The 20301-nt window shown below is 74.4% G+C and carries 13 protein-coding genes; 2 read left to right on the forward strand and 11 right to left on the reverse strand.

Annotation, left to right across the window (positions count from 1 at the left end; genetic code table 11):
- Nucleotides 1–10: 10 nt before the first annotated feature.
- The 4 genes from O7542_RS22960 to O7542_RS22975 all read right to left on the reverse strand — a co-directional run bounded on the left by O7542_RS22960 (nucleotide 11) and on the right by O7542_RS22975 (nucleotide 3479).
- Nucleotides 11–1408 (reverse strand): TfuA-like protein, encoded by a 1398-nt coding sequence (locus tag O7542_RS22960; protein ID WP_281605188.1) that lies wholly within the window; start codon nucleotides 1406–1408, stop codon nucleotides 11–13.
- Entirely contained in the window at nucleotides 1401–2567 is a 1167-nt protein-coding gene (locus tag O7542_RS22965; protein ID WP_043327001.1) for a YcaO-like family protein, read from the reverse strand. Before O7542_RS22965 ends, O7542_RS22960 begins: the two co-directional genes overlap by 8 nt.
- Before the next feature lie 30 nt (nucleotides 2568–2597).
- Nucleotides 2598–2972: a hypothetical protein gene (locus O7542_RS22970; protein WP_043327003.1), complete on the reverse strand. Its 375-nt coding sequence runs from the start codon at nucleotides 2970–2972 to the stop codon at nucleotides 2598–2600.
- Nucleotides 2973–3116: 144 nt separating this feature from the next.
- Entirely contained in the window at nucleotides 3117–3479 is a 363-nt protein-coding gene (locus O7542_RS22975) for a hypothetical protein (protein WP_281605189.1), read from the reverse strand.
- A gap of 334 nt (nucleotides 3480–3813) precedes the next feature.
- Between O7542_RS22975 and O7542_RS22980 the strand changes: the two genes are divergently transcribed.
- Nucleotides 3814–4593, forward strand: coding sequence for a MerR family transcriptional regulator (locus tag O7542_RS22980; protein ID WP_158629852.1), 780 nt, complete (start codon nucleotides 3814–3816; stop codon nucleotides 4591–4593).
- A gap of 7 nt (nucleotides 4594–4600) precedes the next feature.
- Here O7542_RS22980 and O7542_RS22985 read toward each other — a convergent pair whose 3' ends face one another.
- From O7542_RS22985 to O7542_RS23015, 7 genes are all read right to left on the reverse strand, one after another.
- The gene (locus O7542_RS22985; protein WP_281605190.1) at nucleotides 4601–7633 is read right to left on the reverse strand and encodes an ATP-binding cassette domain-containing protein; all 3033 of its coding nucleotides are present in this window, start codon (nucleotides 7631–7633) and stop codon (nucleotides 4601–4603) included.
- Between the two features lie 24 nt (nucleotides 7634–7657).
- Nucleotides 7658–9841, reverse strand: coding sequence for an NHLP family bacteriocin export ABC transporter peptidase/permease/ATPase subunit (locus tag O7542_RS22990; protein WP_104115850.1), 2184 nt, complete (start codon nucleotides 9839–9841; stop codon nucleotides 7658–7660).
- A complete protein-coding gene (locus tag O7542_RS22995) occupies nucleotides 9838–10647 on the reverse strand; it encodes an HlyD family efflux transporter periplasmic adaptor subunit (protein WP_281605191.1) in 810 nt (269 codons plus the stop codon). The genes O7542_RS22990 and O7542_RS22995 overlap by 4 nt, the downstream gene beginning before the upstream one ends.
- A complete protein-coding gene (locus O7542_RS23000; protein ID WP_281605192.1) occupies nucleotides 10644–12149 on the reverse strand; it encodes a SagB family peptide dehydrogenase in 1506 nt (501 codons plus the stop codon). Before O7542_RS23000 ends, O7542_RS22995 begins: the two co-directional genes overlap by 4 nt.
- Before the next feature lie 35 nt (nucleotides 12150–12184).
- Nucleotides 12185–14461 (reverse strand): TOMM precursor leader peptide-binding protein, encoded by a 2277-nt coding sequence (locus O7542_RS23005; RefSeq protein WP_140946145.1) that lies wholly within the window; start codon nucleotides 14459–14461, stop codon nucleotides 12185–12187.
- Nucleotides 14462–14601: 140 nt separating this feature from the next.
- Nucleotides 14602–15627: a hypothetical protein gene (locus tag O7542_RS23010; protein ID WP_281605193.1), complete on the reverse strand. Its 1026-nt coding sequence runs from the start codon at nucleotides 15625–15627 to the stop codon at nucleotides 14602–14604.
- 151 nt (nucleotides 15628–15778) lie between these two features.
- Nucleotides 15779–18643, reverse strand: coding sequence for a LuxR family transcriptional regulator (locus tag O7542_RS23015; RefSeq protein ID WP_281605194.1), 2865 nt, complete (start codon nucleotides 18641–18643; stop codon nucleotides 15779–15781).
- Nucleotides 18644–19136: 493 nt separating this feature from the next.
- Here O7542_RS23015 and O7542_RS23020 point away from each other — a divergent pair, with 493 nt between their 5' ends.
- Complete coding sequence (locus O7542_RS23020) at nucleotides 19137–20297, forward strand: peptidoglycan DD-metalloendopeptidase family protein (RefSeq protein ID WP_113972120.1); 1161 nt, start codon at nucleotides 19137–19139, stop codon at nucleotides 20295–20297.
- Nucleotides 20298–20301 lie beyond the last annotated feature (4 nt).

Raw genomic sequence — 20301 nt, forward strand, 5'->3', positions numbered from 1 at the left:
CGACGCCTCCTCAGCCGACCCGGGCCGTGCAACCGGCCGGAATGTCCTCCTGCGCGCCCTGCGCCACCGCCGGCAGTCGCGGGGCGCCGAACGCCTTGACGTACGCCACGAGCGGCTCGGCGGCGAACCGGAACGACGCCAGGCCGTCGAAGCCCCGGTCCCACGCCGCCGACTCCAGCCCGTCGGCGTCGCAGCCCCACAACCGCGCGAAGCACTCGTCGACCACCTCGGTGCGGAAGTGGAGCCGGCCGCCCGGGCGGCGGTGTCCCGTCGTACGCGGGACGAGCGTCTCGTTCAGCGACGCCGCGGTCGCCGCGACCTGCCGCGCCGCGGCGAGCAACGCGGGGGTACGCAGCGGCGCCGCGACCATCCACAGCGTCAGGCTGCGGTACGGCGTGGTGCCGAACGCCCGCACCAGCACCCGCAGCACCGCCTCGCGGTCGCCGATGCCCCGTTCCCGGTCGGTGAGCCAGTCCCACCCACCCGGCGCCGTGCCGGTCAGGCCGCGCTCGCACGCCGCCTGGTGGGCGCGTTCCTCGACCGCCGGGTCGGCGATGTCGACCTCGGCCAGCCCGGCCAGCACCCCACGCCGGTGCCAGGCCGGCGCCTCGGGGTGCAGCAGCATCAGCACCGCCGCGGCGTCCCGGTCGCTGACCCAGTGCCCACCGACCGGCTTCCCGGCGAACCGCGACCGCCAGCTGTCGAGGAAGCGGGTGTGGAGGTTGTCGATCGGCTGGTCGCCGGCGTGCGCCGGGCACAGCTCCGGCGCGTCTGCCGCCGCCATCGAAAGCAGCAGCCGCGCATCGGCGCCCTTGGCGTCCCAGGGGTCGTGCCGGCGCCAGGTCAGGAACCGGTCCACCACGGCCGCGGCCCCGGGTGGCGCGGTGCGCTCCAGCGCGCGGTACGACCGCCGCCGGAACGGCAGGTCCCGGGCGACGTCCAGCAACAGCGTGGCCTCGGCCTGGCCGAGCACCCCGGCGGCGACGGCGCGGCGCAGCTCGACCCGGATGTTCACGAGCGGCTCGCTCAACGTGCGGTGGCCCTCCTCGGCGGGCCCGTGCACCACCGCCACCTCGTCGTCGCCGGTGACGACACCGTCGCGGTAGAGCTGGAACACCTCGCCCACGCCACGCATGCCGAACGGCCACAGCTCGGCGGCGCGCAGCGCACCCATGCTGGCCGCGCCGGCCACTGTCACCCCGCGGTCGAGCAGGTCGAGGATCTCCCGGTGGCGTACGGGCGGGTGTTGCAGGAAGAACCCGTCGACGACGAGGACCCGGTCGCCGGGGCCGACGTCCAGGCGGAGCAGGTCGCCGTGCGCGACGGGCGGCAGCACCACCGCGTCGGGCAGCAGCCGGCCGACCTCGTCGGCCGGCAGGCTCGGACCGATGAAGACGACGTCAGTCACGGGGCACTCCTGGTCGGGTACTCAGGGCCCGCTCGTCGAACATCCGCAGGCCAGGGGCGAACACCTTGCTCACCGGGATGCCGATGTCGTCGTGCGTCAGGTCGACGCTGAACGGCTCGACGCCGGTTATCCGCTGCACCCGCGACGCGAGCTCGCGCAGCACCTGGGTCACGTCCCCGGCGGGCGGGGGGTCGCGGCGGACCGGCCGGACCGGCCGGTCGACGGTGGGTGGCGGCACCGGCGGCGCGCCGACGTCGTGGTACGCGGTGGCGTCGATGTCGTCCCGGGCCCCGGAGACCATGACCAGCCGCGACTGTGCCGCCTCCGACATGGCCCGGCCGACAGCGATCTCCGGATCCACGTGGCAGCCGAAGCCGCCGAAGGTGACCGGCAGGTCGGGGGACCAGATCGAGGCGGCGTAGCAGGGCACGCCGACCGCGTTCGTGATGTCGCAGACCTCCACCCAGCAGCCGGCCCGCACCAGCGCCTCGTGCACGGTGCGGGTCATCGCGTTCGTGGCGGTGCCCGGATCGGTGTAGGTGCGCTCGGCGAGCGGCGAGGTGCAGTAAGGGGCGATGCAGTCGCGCTCGACGACCTCCAGCAGGGCGTGCAGGCTGGCCTCGGCGAAGGTGTTGCCGGTGGCCAGCCCGTTGCTGCTGGGGGTGAACAGGGCGCGGTCCCAGCCCCGCCGGACGGTGAAGTCGAGTTCGATCGTGGCGCGCGGCACCAGGCAGGGCGCTCCGGTCACCAGCCCACGGCCGGCCACCCAGTCGAGTTCGACGGCGGGGGTCAGGGGCGACCGCTCCGCCAGGTGCAGCCACCGGACGTCGTACGGCAGGTCGAGCGCCTCGGCCGGGGACCGGACGGCGGTCCCCGGCCGGAGGTTCTCGGCATGCCAGGACTCGATGCTCTCCATCACCGCGCTGACCCGGGACTGCGTCGCCGTGGCGCCGGTGCCGACGCTCACCGCCATGGTGGCTCCGACCGGCCGGTAGGCGACGTGCACCGGTAGGCCGATCTCGTCGAGCCGGGTGATGTCGGCGACCCGGGTGATCCGGAACCGGTCGAGCATGCCGCCGACCCGTGCCCAGGTCTGCTCCACAGTGGCCGTCCGGTAGGTGCCGGATCGGAACGCGATGGTCTCGGTCGTGTCAGTCATCGAGGCTCCCGGCGGGGTGCGGAGGGGAACTCAGACGATGAGGACGGCGATGATGTTGACGTTGTTGTCGGCCGCCGGCGCCACGCCGCCGGCGACGGTCTCCAGCTCGGCCTCGGTCAGCTCGTTGAGGTCGACCAGCGGCACCTCGGGCACGTGCAGCACGTGCCGGCCGGGCGTACCGGACCAGTCGGCGACGATCTGCTCCTTGGTGTAGAGCGTGGCGGGCTGGGCGCGGTCGACCTCGACGGTGGCGCCGGGGGCGACCGGCAGGCCGGCCGCCGTCGCGTAGCCGGTCGGGTCGGCGAGGAGCCGCTGCAGTTCCTCGTCGCTGCGCCACACCGCGGTGACCAGTTCCGAGTACTTGGTCACGAATCTCGCGCCGTATTCCTGCTCGTCGTTGCTCATCGTTCGGTCCTTTCCTGGGGCTGCGGGCCGGGCGGTTGATTGCTGTGGCGAGAACGCTAGGAAGATCGAGGTTCGGCAATCAAGGATTTCCGCTGACTGCCATCAGAATCTGCCGTGCCGGCCGGCGGGCGGCAGACATCGGTGTCAGGTGCAGCAGCACGGGCAGCAGCACGCGCAGCTGGAGTCCAGGCCGGCGACGACGCTGTCCAGCTCGTCCTCGGCCAGCTCCGCCTCGGCCACCGGCAGCAGCGAGGGCACGAAGAGCACGAAGGCGCCGCTGGACTCCGCCAGCTCCCACGACTTGACCTGCACCTCGAGGTCCGGATCGGCGTCGGCGACGTCCCGGACCACCCGGACCTGCACCTCTTCGGGCAGGTGAAGGCCGTAGCCGGCGAGGAACCCCCGCGGGTCCCGGTCGAGCGCCTGCTCCTTGGCCGGGTCGGCCCAGACGTCGGCGACCAGCCGGCTGTACGCGGCCACGAAGACCGCTCGATCGACATGTGTCACACCCCTGCTCCCTTCGACGGTCGGCCGCCCACGACGACACCGGGGGCGGCGACAGGCAGCGCGGGAGGGTCCGGGCCGCCGGTTCCGATTCATCGTGGGCCACCGGCCGTTCCGGCCCGCCCGACGAGTGGGAATTTCATCGAATGCGGCCGCGACCGGTCCGCGCCGCGGCGAAAGCCGGGTAATGGAAATCAACGGCGTGACGCGGATTGGCGATTCTAATGATTGTCATCAGTGTGAACAAGTAGTAATTCCTCGCCTGTCACCCGCGCGGCGCCCGCACCTACGCTGCGATCGTCGGATCGCCCACCGTGACAGCGGTCCGGCGGCTGCCGTGTTCCGTCACCGAGTGCTGCCGGAGGCCACCGTGACCATCGACGAGGTGACGACGACACCCGGCGGCCCGGCCGGGTACAGCGTGGACGAACTCGCCCGCAAGGTCGGCATGTCGCCGCGCAACATCCGCGCCCACCAGGCCCGGCGGCTGCTGCCCCCACCGGTTCGGCACGGCCGGGCCGCGCTCTACGACGACTCCCACGTCCGCCGGCTGGACGCGATCCTCGCCCTGCAGCGGCAGGGCTTCAACCTGGTCTCCATCGAGGCCATGCTCGGGGTCCGGGCCGGTGACGAGGCGCCGGACGGGCTGACCGCGATGCTGCAGCGCCTGGCCGCCGACCGTCCCGCGCTGGCCCATGCGCTGACCCGGCACGGCGTGATCGGACGGGCCGACGACGGCACCGTCCGCACCTCCCGGCCACGTCCGCTGCGCGCCGCCCTGGACCTGCATCGGGTACGGGTGGGCACGGTGCCGGCGTTGCAGACCCTCAGCGAGGTGCTGGACAGCCTCCGGCCGGTCGCCGACGATCTGGTCGCCGCCGTCACCGCCCGGCTGCTGGCCCTCGCGCCGGAGCTGGTGCGCAGCGGCAACCGATCGTCCTGGGCCGACCTCGACCGGGAGACCCTGCTGTTGACCCAGGGCGTGGTCGGCGTGCTCACCGAGGCGTTCCGGCTGGCCGTGGAGAACCAGGCCGAGGCGCACGTCGCGGAACTGCTGGAGAACCACCTCGGCACGGACGTGTGCGTGGAGGACGGCGCGGTCATCGACAACGGCTGACCGGGCCTCAGCCCGTCGCGGGCTGCCCGTCCGGCTGCCGGCTCTCCACCACGGCGTCGGACCGTTCCGGCTGGTCCACGAGTTGCCGTCGCGCCAGCCGGTGGAACAGCCCGTCGGGCTGCTCCATCAACTCGTCGTAGGTGCCCCGCTGGACGATCCGCCCCGCTTCGAGCACCACGATGGTGTCCGCCGCGCGGACCGTGGACAGCCGGTGGGCGATCACCAGCCGGGTCGCGGCCAGGTCCGCGGTGCTCCTGGTGACCACCTCCTGGGTCCGGTTGTCCAGCGCGCTCGTCGCCTCGTCGAGGAAGATGATCCGGGGCCGGGGAGCCAGCGCGCGGGCGATCAGCACCCGCTGACGCTGCCCGACGGAGAGCGTCCCGCCGCCGAACGGCACCATGGTGCTCATCCCCATCGGCAGCGCCTCCAGGTCGTCCGCGAGGCCGGCCATCCGCGCCGCCTCCCAGACCTGGTCCAGCGGGAAGCTGCCGGCGCCGCAGATGTTGTCCCGCACCGAGCCGGCGAAGAGCTGGCCGTCCTGCAGGACCACCCCGCACTGCCGGCGGACCGCGTGCACGTCGAGTTCGGCGAGGTCCTGGCCGTCGTAGAGCACCGCGCCCTGCTGCTGGCGTTCGAAACCGAGCAGCAACCGGAGCAGTGTGGACTTCCCGCAGCCGCTCGGCCCGACGATGGCGACGAACTCACCCGGGCGCACGTGCAGGTCGATGTCGACGAGCACCGGCGGCTCGTCCGGCTGGTAGGCGAAGGTGACCCGGTGCAGTGCGACCTCACCGCGCAGCTCGCCCGGGTCCACCCGGTCCGGCCGGGCCTCGGGGTCGGCGCGCAGGATGTCCCGCAGGCCGCCCAGGCGGGGCACCGCCGCGATCACTTCGACCCCGGCCGACACCAGCACGAGCAGCGCGCCGAGCAACATCGCGAAGCTGACGTTGAGGACGAAGAAGTCGGCCGGCGTGACCCGGCCGGCGAGCGGTCCCATCAGCACGGCGAACAGGACCAGTTGACCGGCGACCGGCAGCACCGTGGCGAACGCGACCAGGCCCGCCTGGCTCTGCCGGACCCGTTGCAGCGCCGCCCGGGCCACCGCGGCCACCTCCGACCAGCGGGCGTGCGCCCGGGCCTCGGCGGCCGCCACCTTGATCTTGACGATTCCCCCGAGCAACTGGTTGGTCATCGCCGCCGCCCGGTGCTCGGCCGGAAGCGCGATCCGTTGCCGGCGGACGATCAGGACGGCGAACGCGCCGAAGGCCAGCATGGTGACGGCGACGATCCCCGCCCCCCACAGCCCGAGCACGGGCTCGACCACCAGGAGCAGGCCGAGGGTCACCGCGACGGTCGCGGCCGCGGAGACGAGCTGCGGCAGCAGCGCGCTCAGCGCCTCGCCGACGAACGAGATCCCCAACATCGAGTTGGCGATCTCACCACTGCTGCGACCGGTGAAGAACCGGGCGGGCAGCCGCATGAGCCGGTCCCAGAGCGCCAGATGCGCGCCGGACTGCAACCGGCCCTCCAACCGCAGCAACCGCAGGTTCTGCACCACGCCGACCAGTCCCGCGACCACAGCGGCGCTGAGCATCAGCGCGAGGAAACCGAACAGGCCGTCCACCTCGCCCTGCCGGGCCAACTGGCCCAGCACCTCGCCGGTGGCCAGCGGCACGCCCAGGCCCAGCAGCGCCACGCAGGCGGCGGCGACGAGCAGCCCGCGCACGTCGCGGGCCGCACCGACGAGCCCGGCCCGCAGCAGGTGGCGCATCCGGGCGGCCTGCGGCAGCGGCGCCTGCACCTGGGTCGCCTCGGCGGCGAACGTCGCGGCGACCGTCGCGTCGATCGGCCCGTACGCCCGGGTCTCCGGGTCGACGTGGTGGTAGCGGCCCCGGCGGAACACCAGCGGCACCGCGACGGCACGGGACGGGTCGTCGCCGGTCCGCCACCCCACGAGCGGCCCCAGGTCCCGCCGCCACCACCGGTCCGGAAGCCGCACCTCGCGCAGGAACAGGCTGGACGCCCGGGACACCGCACGCACCGCCACCCGGTCGTCAAGTGGCGCGCCGCTGCGGTCGGCCGGCTCGTTGACCGGGCTGCCCATCCCCTCGGTGACCACCCGGACCACCGAGGCCGCCCGCCCGTACCTGTCGAAGCCGGCCTCGGTGTCCGGAACCGGGAGCGAACCGCCCGCGCCGATCACCCCGAGCGACCGGCGGGCCGCCGCGGCGAGCACCTCGGCGTCGATCTGCCGGCGCCGCTCCACGCCGCTCAGCAGGGCCGCGTCGGCCTCCTCGACGCGGGTCTCCACCATCCGCAGCAGCCGCACCACGTGCTGGTCGACCGCCGACCGGAGCTGACCGCTGACCAGCAGGTCCCAGCTGCCGTGGCTCTCCACCGCGCACGGCGACTCGGCCACCACCCAGTCCCGCTCGGCGACCAGCAACAGCTCCCGCTCCCCCGACATCTCCGCCGGACCGCCGTCGTTGCGGCGCAACTGCCCGCCGGCGCTGCGCAGCCACCAGGCACCGCCGGTGGAGACGAGGGCGCTCCCCTGTGCCAGCGACACGATCTCGCGCCCGCTCAGGGTGGACGCCTCCCGGGGCGCCTGCCCGCGGCGCAGCGCGTCGGCGACGGCCACCAGCACCAGGTCCACCGCCGCGACCAGCTCCGCCGCGGCGCGCCGCGCCCGCGGCGACACCTCCTCGTCCGCCGGGAGGCCGGGCCGTACCTGCCGCTCCAGCAGCGACAGGTGGGGCCGGGACAGCCCGCGCAGGTCCGTGCCGGGCAGCGGCACCAGGATCAGCTGCCACACACCGATCGCGGTGGACGTCGGCACCAGGCCACCCGCCGGCAGCCGGGCCACGTGGTGCCGGCGCGACGGGTTCGTCCCGGCCCGGCGCACCGCGAACAGGTCGGCCTCGCCGCCGGTCACCAGCCAGCCCGCCACCGGGTCGTCGAGGCGGCAGACCTGGCGTACGCCGTCGGCGCAGAAGCCGATCAGATTGCCGGGCGAGGGATTCTCCACCGCGCCGCTCATCAGCGTCTCCTCGGGTCGTCGTGGTCAGTGGTCCCGGACCAGGCGCGCGTACGCGCCGTCGCGGGCGACCAGTTGCTCGTGGGTGCCGCGCTCCACCTCCCGGCCGCCGTCCAGCACGACGATCAGGTCGCAGTCGCGGACCGTGGACAGGCGGTGGGCCACGATCAGGCAGGTCGCCCCCCGCCGCCGCAGGTGCCTGTCGATCTGGCGTTCGGTCTCGGCGTCCAGCGCGCTGGTCGCCTCGTCGAGCACGAGAACCCGGGGATTGCGGACGAGCGCGCGGGCGATCTCGAGCCGCTGCCGCTGCCCGCCGGAGAAGTTGCGGGCGTTCTCCCGTACCGGGCTGGCCAGGCCGCCCGGCCGGGCCGCCACCTCGTCGTAGAGGCAGGCGTCGGTCAGCGCGGTGACGACGTCCTCGTCCGCGACGGTGAGGTCCCACATGGTGACGTTGTCCCGCACCGTGCCCTCGAACAGCCGCTGGTCCTGGTCCACCATGGCCACCGTGGCCGCCCAGAGTCCGTCGTCGGTCCCCGGCCGTTCGAGGCCGTCCACGGTGACCCGCCCGGTCCACGGGCGGTAGAGCCCGGCCACCAGCCGGCCCACTGTCGACTTGCCGCTGCCCGACCGCCCGACGAGCGCCACCCGGGCACCCGGCGGCAGGTCCAGGCTGAAGTTCTCCAGCAGCGGCCGGCCCAGCGGGTTGTAGCCGAAGGTCACGTCCTCGATGCGCAGGTGCCCCTCCATCGGCGCCAACGGCCCGGCGGGCCGGTCCCTGGCCGACGGCAGCGGGTACCGCTCCACGTCCCGCAGCCGGTTGAGGTCGGCGCTCATGTCCTGCAGCCGCGAGCCCAGCGCGGTCAGGTTGCCCAACGGCCGATTCATCGCGGCGGCCAGGCTCTGCATGCCGACCAGCACGCCGACGCTCATCGCCTCCGCCACCACCTGCCGGCTGCCCAGCCCCAGCAGCACGGCGGTGGTCCCGGAGGCGAGGAACGCGGGCAGGACGGAGAGCACAGCGGTGGGCACCCCCAGCCGCTGCTGGCGGGTGGCGACTGTGGCGTGGCGCGCCGCGAACCGGGCCACGGCGCGTTCCTCCTCGCCACCGGCCTTCACCGTCTCGATCATCTGGACCGTGGTGTAGACGGTGGTCACCAGCTTGCTGCGGTCCGCCTGGAGCCCGGCGACGGCTGTCGACCGGGTCGAGGCGACGTAACGCAGCACGCTCACGTTCAGCCCGGCGAGGACCGCCGCGCAGAGTCCGAGCAGCAGGTCGTACTGGCAGAGCAGCGCCCCGTACGCCAGCACCAGGCCGGTGTCCACCACCGTGGTGGCCGCGCGGCGGGTGAGCACCTCGGCGACCACCTCGTTGCCCCGGACCCGCTGGCTGAGGTCGGCGGCCTGCCGCTGGTCGAAGAAGGCCGGCGGCAGCCGCAGCAGATGTCGGAAGAACCGGGCCGCGCTGCTCAGGGCGAGCGCCGTCTCCGCGCGTACGGTCAGGCGTTGCTGGAGCAGGCCGGCCAGGAAGGTCAGCACGGTGGCCACCGCCACCGCCGCCACCAGGCCGGCGAACGCGGCCCGGTCCTCCTGGAGCAGCACCCGGTCGACGAAGACCTTCGCCATCACCGGGATGGTCAAGCCGACCACGGCGATCAGCAGGCCGAGCAGCAGCATCTGCGCGATCGCCGAGCCCGGGCCGCGCCACCGTTCGGCCAGCGCCCGCACCAGCCGGTAGCGGGTGCCGCCCGGCCGGAACTCCGGGCCGGGCTCCATGGTGAGCGCGATGCCGGTGAAGGCGCCGTCGAACTCCTCCCAGCTCACCGCGCGGGGGCCGGTGGCCGGATCGTTTATGAAGACCTTGCGGCCGAGCCCCTCCAGCACCACGAAGTGCTCGAACCGCCAGAACAGCACCGCCGGAAGCGCCACCGTGGCCAGGCCGGCCAGGTCCATCTGGAAGCCCTTCGCCACCATCCCGTACCGGCGGGCGCCCCGGAGCACAGTGGCCGCTGTGGAGCCGTCCCGGCTCACCCCGCACACCCGGCGCAGCTCCTCCAGGGGTACGTGCCGGCCGTGGTGGGCGAGCAGGATGCCGAGCGCGGCGGCGCCGCACTCCACCGCCTCCATCTGGATCAGGGTGGGCGTACGGACCCGTCGACGCCGGATGCGGGGAGGCTCCGGCGTTCCGGTGGCGGCGGTCGGGGGCGCGCTCATCGTCCCAGCAACCAGTCGATCGGGTGTTCCTGGTCCACTGTGAACCAGGCGGTGACCTCGCTGGCCGAGTTGAGCTGGAACGGCGGCGGGGACTTGGTCCAGCGCAGGCCACCCGGGGCCGCCGGGTCGGGCTCCAGGGTGACTGTCACCCGGACCACGCTGCCCCGGGCGAGCAGCCGCCGGACGTCCGGCCCGGTGCCCAGGAAGGCGCGCAGCGAGGCCTCGGTCTCCGGGAAGGCGCCGATGGTGGTCACCCGGCCGGCCAGGGTGCCGAACACGTTGCGGGGCGCCGCCGCGGCGGCCACCTCGACGGGTACGCCCGGTTGCAGCAGGGGCGCGGCGACGGCGGGAGCGTAGACGACGGCCTGCAACGCGTCCCCGGCGGTGTCGAGCCGTTCCAGGTCGGCCAGGTGCGTGCCGGGGGTGACGATCTCGCCCTCCGAGACCAGCCAGGCCACGACGTACGCGTCACCCGGCGCGTTCTCCACCCGCACCTTGCCGTCCATGGTGCGCAGGCTGTAGAGGGGCGTGCCCTTCGTGACCCGCTGGTGCGGCGACGCCCACACCTTGGTGACCTGGCCGCTGTCGAGCGCGTCGAGGGCGGAGATCCCGTTGGAGTGGATCAGCACCCCGGCGGCCTCGACGGTCCGGGGCACCACGGTACGCACCGACCAGACCCCGGCGGCCGCCACGACGATGACCAGCGCCACGGTGGCCAGCCAGTTCGGCACCGTGGTCAGCCGGACCGCGCGGTCGAGCTGCTCGGGCGCCTCCAGCTGACGCAGCGCCTGCCGCCGGAACTTCACGGCCGGGCCCCCGTGTCGGCGGGACGACGCGAGCCGAGCAGGAAGTCGGCCACGCTCGGTTCGACGAGCGGATCGAGCCCGGACAACTCGGCGAAGGCCTGGGAGTCCCCGGCGCCGAGGGCGCACGGCGCCAGCCCCATGGCGGTGGCGACGAGGTACATCTGCTGGGTCAGCACACCCGCGTCCTTGAGAATCATGGCGTAGCTCATCCCTTCGTACTTCCACATCAGCCGCTGGACCCGGGCGGTGACCACCAGGACCGTCTGCGGCGGCCGGGGCATGGCGCCGGCCGCCCGGGCGTACGCCAGCAGCCGGTCGGCGGCCGCGCCCCAGCCGGCGACCGGCTCCAGCCGGTGCCCGACGCCGTCGTAGTGGTAGAGCCCGGGGTCGAGCCCGGCGCAGCGTGCGACAAGCGGATAGATCTCCAGCTCGTAGACACCGCCGCCGCCCGGGTAGGGCCGGTGGCCCACCTCCTGTCCACCGGCCTCGCCGACGACCGTGGTGTGCTGCGACCGGTACAGGAACTCGGCCAGCCGCTCCAGGGGCAGCGGCGAGGTGTCGTCGTGTTCGCGCACGCTGCGCCGGTCCGCGACGACCTGGCTGAACGCGGGATCCGCCTTGGCGATCGTCGCCAGGTCGGGCAGCGGCAACTCGACCGCCCGGCCCCCGTCGTACGGGCGGCGCAGCGGCTGCGGCGCGAAGCGTTCCCGCATCCGGTAGGTGCCGCCCACCGGCAGCGCGTGCCGGCCGGCCCGGGAGCGGTGGTGCAGCCGCAGCTCCTCCGGCGACCAGTAGGCGAGCGGCGCGTCGTCGTGCTCCGCCTCGTACTCGGCGTCGGTGACCAGGATCCGGGCGGTGGCCAGCTCGTCGAGCACCCGCCCGGCGGCCTCCGGCGGCACGCCGAGCATGCGGGCCACCGTGTCGGGTCCGAGGCCCGGCACGGCGGCGGCCAGCACCGCGCCGACGGCGGCGTCGGCGCAACCGACGGTGAGGGTGCTCAGCGACGACGCGGCCACCAGCATCCCCCGATCGTGGTGGAGGGTGGCGAAGCGGGAGAGCCGGTAGCGGACCCCCGGGGTGTGCGGGCGGCTCTCCGGCAGGCTGCCCCGGCCCAGCCCGGTGGGCACGAGGTCGAGCAGCGCCCGGTCGTCGACCTGGACGCGGCGCTCCAGCCAGGAGTGGGCGAGCAGCCGGCGCAGCAGCAACTGCGCCGGCAGCACCCGGCTCTCCCCCTCCAGGCCGCTGATCAGCCGGCCGACCTCGACGTCGCCGACCCAGTCGGCGGCGAGGCGCAGCAGCAGCGCCCGCCGGCCCATGCCGGGTCGCTCCAGGGTGAGCCGGAAGCGGGTCTGCCGCAGCAGCAGCGAGCCGTCCTCACCGAGTCGCAGCTCCGCGTCACGGCGCAGCCGGTACGACTCCTGGACCGGAGGACCGCCGCCGGCGCCGTTCACGACGACCGCCGCCGACCGGTCGGGTCCGCCACTGTGGTCATCCCCCACCATCCCTTCCACGTTCACCGGCGGGCCGGGAGCGCCGGCTAGAAGAACACGTTCAGCGGGTTGGCCGACGTCTCGTCGGCGGCCAGCGGGTCCCTGCCGAGGCGGCCCGGCACGTCCCACAGCCGACCGGGGCCGAGCCGGCGCCAGAAGTGCCGCAGGCCCGGCACGACGACCTTCACCACGGCCAGGTCGACGTCCGGGCGAGACTGGTCGACGACGATCACCTCCAGGCCGGCCCGCTCCGCCCGGCGTACGCACCGGCGCACGTCGTCGCCCACGTCGCCGGTGGTCAGCGTCGGGTGGTCGGCGGCGGTGCGCGGCGGCCGGGTCGGATCCGGGGACAGCCACTGCTGATCGGCGACCCGCACCGTGCCGAACCAGCGCGCGGTGTCCGGGTCGTCGCCGCCGTACCGGTTGCGCTCGGAGGTGGGTCCGGGCACGGCGGGCAGGAACTGGTTCACCTCGGTGAGCGCCCGGGTCAGCGCGACCCGCGCGTCCAGGTGCGCGCCGAAGCCGACCAGGACGTCCTCCGTCCCGCCGTCGGCCCGCCGGGACACCGCGGCGAACGTGGGTACGCCGAGGTCGGCGGTCAGATCGAGGGCCCACAGCTCGCGGCTCAGGGCGGTGGCGTGGTGGTCGACGCAGGCAGTGGTCCACGGGTCGGCGAACGAGGCGAGGTCCACGCCGGGCATCCGGGAGCGGTGGTACCACCACAGGGCGACGCTGTCCCGCTCCACGAGTTCGCAGAAGCCCTGCAGGATCGCCTCGGACAGATTGCCGCCGGCCGCGCAGCCGTTCGAGTCGGCCGAGCACACCCCCAGACCGGTCAGCTCCGGGTGGCCGTACCAGCAGTACGCGGCGGGCAGCTCGCGCGGCGTCTGCCGGGTCAGCGACCAGCCCGTCGTCCAGTCCAGCTCCACGTCGTCCGGCAACGGGCGGGGAACGCGGTGCAGGTGGCCGAGGTCGCGGTTGAGCCGGTCCCGGTCGGCGTACTGGCGGTCCGAGAACAGCAGCAGCTCGCGCAGGTGCACCGCGCGGTCCGGACCGAGCTGCCGGTAGGTCGCCCGGTGCACCGGTCGGTCGCCACGCCACACCCCGCAGTAGCGCTCCACCGCCTCCCCGATAGCGCTCATCCGGGCCTGGAGGTCGGTCCGGCCCTTGCCGCCGCTCTGCCCGCGCAGGTTGCGGCGCAGCCCGGCGAGCTCGCGGGGCTGGGCGAAGTTGTGCCCGGCGGAGTAGGTGTGGGTGACGCCGTTGTCGGTCGCCTCCAGCGGGGTCAGCCGGCTCACCACGCCCAGGTACCGGCTGACGTGGTGGGCGAGTGCCGCGTACGTCTCGGCGGGTTCCCGGGTACGGGAGTCTCCGGCCCGGCTGGGCTGGGCGCCGCTCGGTGGCAGGTCGATCCGGGGCTCGGCCTTGCGGACGAGGTCCGGGTCGCCGCACGCGGGGCACTGCGGTTGGCGTACGAGCTGGTGGCTCTCCGTGCTCAGGTCCCGGGTGTCCAGGGCCACCATCCGGCCGGTGAGGCGGGGCGACGTACCCCGCACGGCGAGCACGGCGAGTTCGGCGGCGAGCAGGCCGGCGGCGGTGGTGGCCAGTCCGGGCAGGACCGCCCGTCCGGGCTGCGGCAGCGGACCGGCCAGGTCCTGCCCGCCGAGGAACGCGTTCACCTGCTCGTTCTCCTGCCAGCGTTGCCGCAGGCAGGCCCAGCAGCCGGTACGGCCCGGCACCAGGTGCGGGCCGAGGAAGACGACGTTGCCGTGCGGCCGGGCCAGGGTCCAGGCGCGACCGGCGGCCAGGTGGCGGTCGTTCATCGACGCCAGCCGGGGGTCGAGCATCGACGACGGCAGCACCAGCACCTGGGCGTCGTCCGGGCCGGGGTCCGGTCCGTCCGGCCCGACCACTGTCACGGCGAGTCCGAGGGCGCGCAGCGCGTCGGCGGTCTCGGCCACCCGGGGCGCCCCGAGGTCCACGACGGTGACCGGGCCACCGGCCATCCACCGCCGCCCCGCCTCGGGCGGGACGCCCCGGGCGTCCCAGCCGGCGGCCTCGGCCGGCGAGGTGTGCGCCGGGCCGGACGTGAGCAGGCCGTGGTCACGCAGCCGGGCGAGGGCGGTGGCGACGGCGGCGACCGGGTGCCGGGTGGCCAGCCGGGCCACCACGTCGGCCAGCGGCGCGGCGCCGTCGAGCTGGTCGGCCAGGTCCGCGGCGACCGGATCGTCGACGAGCAGGCTGCGGGTCTCCCCCAGCACCACGAGCGGGCCGTCGGGCAGCCGCACCGGCACGTAGTCCGATCGGAAGCGCGGACGCCACATGGTTCCTCCCGAGCCTGGTGGCCGGGCCGCGGGTACCACCGGCCCCGCCGGCGATCACGGCTGCTGTCATCGTCGCGGTCCGCGGCCTCCGATCCCGAGTGATGCCACCGGTTTCTGCCGTCGGCGGGGTCGGTGCGCGGTCAGCCGGCGGTGACCGTCAACGCGGTGTCGTTGAGTCCCAGCACCGACGTGCCGGTGGTCTGCTCCGGTACGAGCAGCAGGAAGGTCTCCACCCGGTTGACCCGGATGGATTTTCCGCTCACCGCCGTGCGATGACCGGTGGCGATCAGGTCCGGGCTCTGCGGCACCATCCGGACGGTGGCCGGACCGCCGGGCGCCGGGCGCAGCGTGTCGGTGGCGTGGACGGTCAGGAAGGTCAGCGTGCCGGTCGGCGTCGTGACCGCGCAGTCCGACCACTCCGCCCGGTCCAGGGTTCGCCGGACCTCCGCGCCGACGCCGGCGAGTTGCTGCCCGTAGACCTCCCAGCCGCCGGCGAACTGGCCGTCGAGCAGCGGGCTGGACGCGATCAGGGACCGGTTGCCGGTGGTCGACCCGATGCTGCGGGCGAACACCTCGGCGGCGAGCGCCCGGCGGCTGGTCTCGTCCAGGGCGGTGCCGCCCTCGGTGGCCGGCCGGCCGTCGATGCTCCGGGCGGCCACCAGCGCAGGCTGGGTGACCTGGACGTTGTGGCTGAGCTTCCACTGGCCGTCCGTGCCGAGCACGAACTGGCTGACGTCGGTGGGGGCCAGCTCTGAGCCGGCCAGCTTGAGGGTGGCCGTGACGAGGAAGCACGCCGGGTCGCCGGGCGGCACCGCGAACGCCGGGTTGATGTGCTGGAACGACGGTTGCGCCTGCTGGTTGTAGGCGGCCCGGCGGACCGCGGCGACGCTGAGGTCCAGCGAGGGCGGAACCTCCTGGGTCCGCAGCGTCTCGATGTCGCCGGCCACCGAGGCGGCCGAGTCGGCCTGGTCGAAGGCGGTGAGCACCAGCGCGGCCCGGTCCCGGCCGAAGCCGGCCGAGCCCTCGGGCGCGGGGGTGGCCGCGTCCACCGGTTCGCCGCCACAGCCGGTCAGCATCAGCAGCGCCACAGCGGCGGCGGCGAACGGCATCGCCGGCACCGGCGCGGCGAGGGTACGCGGGCTCCTGACGGATCTTCTGCCCAGCATCTCGTCCTCCATCCACAGCCGGTGCGCGGGAATCGCGCCCGATGCAGTCGAGTATGTGAGCGACCGTCGGCCCGGGCCGGTGGCGGCGCGGCCTCGTGCTACCCGGCCCGCGGGCGTTGCACGGAACGATGTCATCCGGCCCGGACAGCGGTCACCGATCGGTGTCGTCGAGCCGGGCGACCCAGGCGACCAGGCCCGACCGGGACGCGACGCCCGCTTTGCGGTAGATCCGGGTCAGGTGCGCTTCCACCGTGCGCGGGCTGATGTTGAGCTGCCGCCCGATCAGCCGGCTGGTGACTCCGGTCGTCGCCAGCCGCGCGATGTGCCATTCCCGGTCGGTCAGCGCGGCGGCCTCGCGCGGGCCGACCGGACGCGCCAGTCGCAGGGCGACCCGTTCCGTACCGCACCACCCGGCCAGTTCCAGCGCCCGGCGGCGGGCCCGCGCCGCCGGGCCGGGCTGGTCCGCGGCTTCGGCCGCCCGGGCCAGGGAGGCCAGCGCGAGGCTGCGCCGCAGCGCCATGCCGCCGGAGCGGAACAGGTCGGCAGCGGCCTCCAGGTGGAGCTGCGCCGCCGGGACCTCGCCGCGGGCGAGCAGCACCTCGCCGTACGCCGACTCGGCGAAGCCCCGCTGCCCCGGCAGGCCCACCTGCTCCGCCTCGGCCATCGCCTGCCGGGCCTGCCGCTCGGCGTCGTCCACCTCGCCCGCGGCGAGCGCGGCGGCGCAGAGCAGCTCGTGCCACATCGGACGGAGGGTGGTCTGGAGGCGGCTGAGCCGGCTGTCGCCGCCGGCCGAGCGCACCAGTTCGGCACAGGTCGCCGGATCACCGGCCAGCAGCGCCGCCGTCGCCAGCGCGGTCGCGGCGGTACGACCGCACCAGGTGGCGGGGTCGGTGGCGATTCCGACGGCGCTGCGGGCCAGCGCCACCGCCCGGTCGTCGTCCCGAGGACCGCCACGCCAGGCGGTCGCCTCCGCCTCGAACGCCAGGGCGAAGCTCAGCAGGTGGCGGCTGCCGATGCGCCGGGCGACGATGCCGGCCTCGGTGGCCAGTCCGATGGCCGTGCTCAGCCGGCCGGCGTGGTACGCCACCTCGGTGCGCGCGAGCAGAAGCTGACACAACCCGTCGTCGCGGTGCGAGGCGCGGACGAGCGTCAGCCCGCGGTCGAGGTGCCGCACCGCGTCGGCCTGCCGTTCGAGGTACAGCTCGGTCAGGCCGAGCGCGGTGAGGCAGTCGGGGTGGTCCCGCAGGTCCCGGTCCGGCAGCGAGTCGACGATCCGGGCGCCGGCGTCGAGCAGCCCACGGGCGTCGTCGAGCGCGCCGTCGTGCACGGCGGCCAGGCCGCGTACGGCCAGGAGGCCGGCCCGGTCCACGCCCGGGCCGCCGGGATCCGCGGTGAGCGCGTCGGGCAGCCCGGCCACGGGGCGGCCGGCCAGGATGCCGGCGACGCCGATCTCGGTGGCGAGCCGGTAGCCGCCGGTGGGCCCGGTCCCGGCCGGCAGCGCGGCCAGCTCGCGCCGGCTGATCGCCACCGCCTCCGCGTAGTTGCCGAGCAGGCGTTCCACGCGCGCCCACAGGGCTACCGCCTGGGCCCGTCGTCCCTCCGGGTCGGCCGGGAACAGCGGCACGATCTCCTGGAGCAGTGCCCGGCTCTCGGCCAGGTCGCCCGCCTCGCCGGTGACCTGGGCCAGCGCGAGTGACACGTCGCGGCGACGTTGGGCTTCACCGGCCGTCGGCCGCAGCGCCCGCAACGCCAGCCGCAGCCAGCGGATGGCCAGGTCCGGTGTCTCGCGCCGGATCTCCTGGGCGGCCCGGGAGAGCACGTCGACGCAGCGTCCGGCCCAGCGGCCGTTCGGCAGGGCGAGCAGGCGCTCGGCGTAGCGGGCCCGGTCCGCGGCTGGCGCGCCCAGGTCGACGAGCGCGGTGAGCGCTCGCGCGCAGGCGTCCACCCGCCACGCCGGGTCGGTGTCCTGGGCGACCGCCATCCGCAGCACCGGGTGCCGGAAGGCGAAGCGTCCGGTGCCGGGGACGCGGCGGATCAGGTCGAGCCGGGCCAACCGCCAGCCGGCCGCGACCGCCAGTGCCGCCGGCACCTGCGCGACCTCGGCCAGCAGGTCCGGGGCGAAGGGCGCATCCACTATCGCTCCGGCTCGCAGGCAGGCCAGTTCGACGGACGGCAGGTCGGCCCACTCGCGGCGCAGCACGGCCACCGCCGCGTCGGGCAGCCGAACACCAGGCGCCTCCCGGAGCGGGTCGGCGGCGGCCGGAGCGGGGCCGGCCGGGAGCGCCGCCAGGTAACCGGGGTTGCCGCCGGTCAGGTCGTACCGGGCTCGCAGCTCCGCCTGGTCGACGTGGGGGTGCAGGAGCGCGACCTCGGCGAGGCCGAGCGGGCGGAGTTCGATCCGGTCGCGGGACGTCGGTTCCGGATCGGCGTTCTCGTCGGATTCCGGTGGGCCGAACGGCATCGGGGTCGCCATCTGGCGCGGGCGGTAGACGAGCACGAGCAGCAGCGGCGCGGGCACCGGATACCTCAGGAGGTGGGCGATCAGGCCGGTGGAGGAGGCGTCCGCCCAGTGCAGGTCGTCGAGGACCAGCACCAGTCCGTCCCGGGCGGCCAGGCCGATCAGCCGGCGGGCCGCCTGGTAGGTCCGGAACCGCCGGGCGTCCGACGCCGGTGGCACCGCGCCCGCGGGCTCCGCCCAGGTCGGTGCGGGTCGCCCGGCACGCAGTCCGCGGCGGGGTGGCTGGCCCTTCGTGAGGGCGTGCCGGAACACATGGAAGGGAACTCCTCGCTCGTCCGGCGCGCACGTCCCGACGGCCCACGGGACCGTGGGGGCGCATCGTTCCAGGGCCTCGCGGACGAAGCGGGTCTTGCCGATGCCCGGCTCTCCGACCACTTCGCAGACCATCTGCCGGCCGTGGCCGAGCGCGGCGGCCTGGGCTTTTCCGATACGCGCCAACTGTGCTCCCCGCCCGACGAAGCACGGGCCCGTTGGCGCATTTTCCAGCCCAGGTGTCATCACGCAGATCAGACGCTTTCCGGCACTCCATAGGGGATGGTCGCACTATACCGTCGGGAGCATCGGGAGATGTCGAAGATCTCGAATACGGCAGGCCTTTGTTTCACCGGATGTCGGAACGCCGATTCTTTCCGACATCGCACCACAACCCACAGAAAGGGACTGGTCACCACAATGACGGAACGATACCGACATCACTACGATTACGTGCGGCCGCATGAACCACCCGAAGCGGTCAAATCTCTACTCCACCGTCGGCTGGCATTGTCACTTCCGCCAATCTTTGAAGGCGGATCAGAAATGGCGACCGGAAACGGATGCCGCGCCGTCGAGCCGCGCGCGACAGCGCCGGCCTCGGAACCCCGCCACCCGGAAGATCCACTTCCGGGTACCCCCGATGCATAGATCCTTCACCGTCGCATCGATAGTCGTAGACAACTTTCACCACCGTCGATAGCCTCCATTCAGTGACACATGTCGATAAGGAGGCTCCATGCGACGGCTCATGCTCTCCTGCGCCCTGGCGGCCATCGGCGCCTGGGCAACAGCCCCGGCACCCGCGACCGCCGCTCCCCGCCCGGCACCCGGCCCCGTCGCCGACGCCGTGACCGCGAAGCTTCTCGGCTCGGCCGACGCCGCCGCCCGTACGGCGGACGCGCAGCAGGCCCGGATCAGCGTCACCCGCACGAACGGCCGGTGGGCCTTCGGCACCGCGGTGCTGCCGGCGGACCGGTCCGCCGACGCGCACCCCACCGGCTCGGTCTTCCTCGCCCGGGCCGACGCCAGGGGCTGGACCGTCGCGTTCGACGGGGAGGCCGCGTTCGGCGACCTGGCCGCCGCGTCGCCGCTGGTGAGCGAAACCGAGAAGGCCGTCTTCACCACGCCCGTCACACCGACGTACGCGGGCAGCGACTTCCGTACCGGCATGGCGCTGCCGTTCGCGGTCGGGCAGACGTGGACGCTCACCTCCGGGCCGCACGGCTGGGGCGGCGCCGCCGCGCCGTGGAGTTCGGTCGACCTCGCCGGCGGCGACCAGGTCGTCCGCGCCGCCCGAGCCGGAACCGCGTACACGATGTGCACCGGCTGGATCCGGGTCATCCACGACCGGGGCTACTCGACGGACTACTACCACCTGTGGAACAGCATCTCCGTCAACGGCGCGGGCGTCGCCCAGGGCGCGTTCCTGGGCAACACCGGCACCGATGTCACCTGCGGCGGCTCCGCCACCGGCCGGCACGTGCACTTCGGACTGCGACAGAACTCGGCGTACGTCCCGATCGCCGGGCACGGCATCGGCAAGTGGGACTTCGTCAGCGGCGCGGCGGCGTACCAGGGCGGCGCCCGGCACGGGTCCGCCTACGTCGGCGCGGGCGGCGGCGTCTACAACTACGGCGCGCTCGGCTTCAACCAGGGAGTCGTCGACGCCAACGGCGGCGGCACGCTGACCCGGCGCTCCGGACCGGGCACCGGGTACGGCGTCCTCGGGTCGGTCGCCGACGGCGCCACCGTCACCGTCTCCTGCTCCGCCAACGGCACCTCGCACACCGGCCGCTACGGCACCACGGCGCTGTGGGACCGGCTCAGCGACGGCAGCTGGGTGTCCGACGCCTACCTCTCCACCGGGGTCAACGGGCCGATAAACGGCTGGTGCTGACCGT

The organism is Micromonospora sp. WMMC264 (assembly GCF_027497275.1).
In the GTDB taxonomy this organism is placed as follows: Bacteria; Actinomycetota; Actinomycetes; order Mycobacteriales; family Micromonosporaceae; genus Micromonospora; species Micromonospora chalcea.

Bases quoted from the DNA above. Each gene is read 5' to 3' on its own strand.
- O7542_RS22965 (WP_043327001.1), bottom strand. From the start codon at position 2,567: ATGACTGACACGACCGAGACCATCGCGTTCCGATCCGGCACCTACCGG.
- O7542_RS22970 (WP_043327003.1), bottom strand. From the start codon at position 2,972: ATGAGCAACGACGAGCAGGAATACGGCGCGAGATTCGTGACCAAGTAC.
- O7542_RS22985 (WP_281605190.1), bottom strand. From the start codon at position 7,633: ATGAGCGGCGCGGTGGAGAATCCCTCGCCCGGCAATCTGATCGGCTTC.
- O7542_RS22990 (WP_104115850.1), bottom strand. From the start codon at position 9,841: ATGAGCGCGCCCCCGACCGCCGCCACCGGAACGCCGGAGCCTCCCCGC.
- O7542_RS23000 (WP_281605192.1), bottom strand. From the start codon at position 12,149: ATGGTGGGGGATGACCACAGTGGCGGACCCGACCGGTCGGCGGCGGTC.
- O7542_RS23005 (WP_140946145.1), bottom strand. From the start codon at position 14,461: ATGTGGCGTCCGCGCTTCCGATCGGACTACGTGCCGGTGCGGCTGCCC.
- O7542_RS23010 (WP_281605193.1), bottom strand. From the start codon at position 15,627: ATGCTGGGCAGAAGATCCGTCAGGAGCCCGCGTACCCTCGCCGCGCCG.
- O7542_RS23015 (WP_281605194.1), bottom strand. From the start codon at position 18,643: ATGACACCTGGGCTGGAAAATGCGCCAACGGGCCCGTGCTTCGTCGGG.
- O7542_RS23020 (WP_113972120.1), top strand. From the start codon at position 19,137: ATGCGACGGCTCATGCTCTCCTGCGCCCTGGCGGCCATCGGCGCCTGG.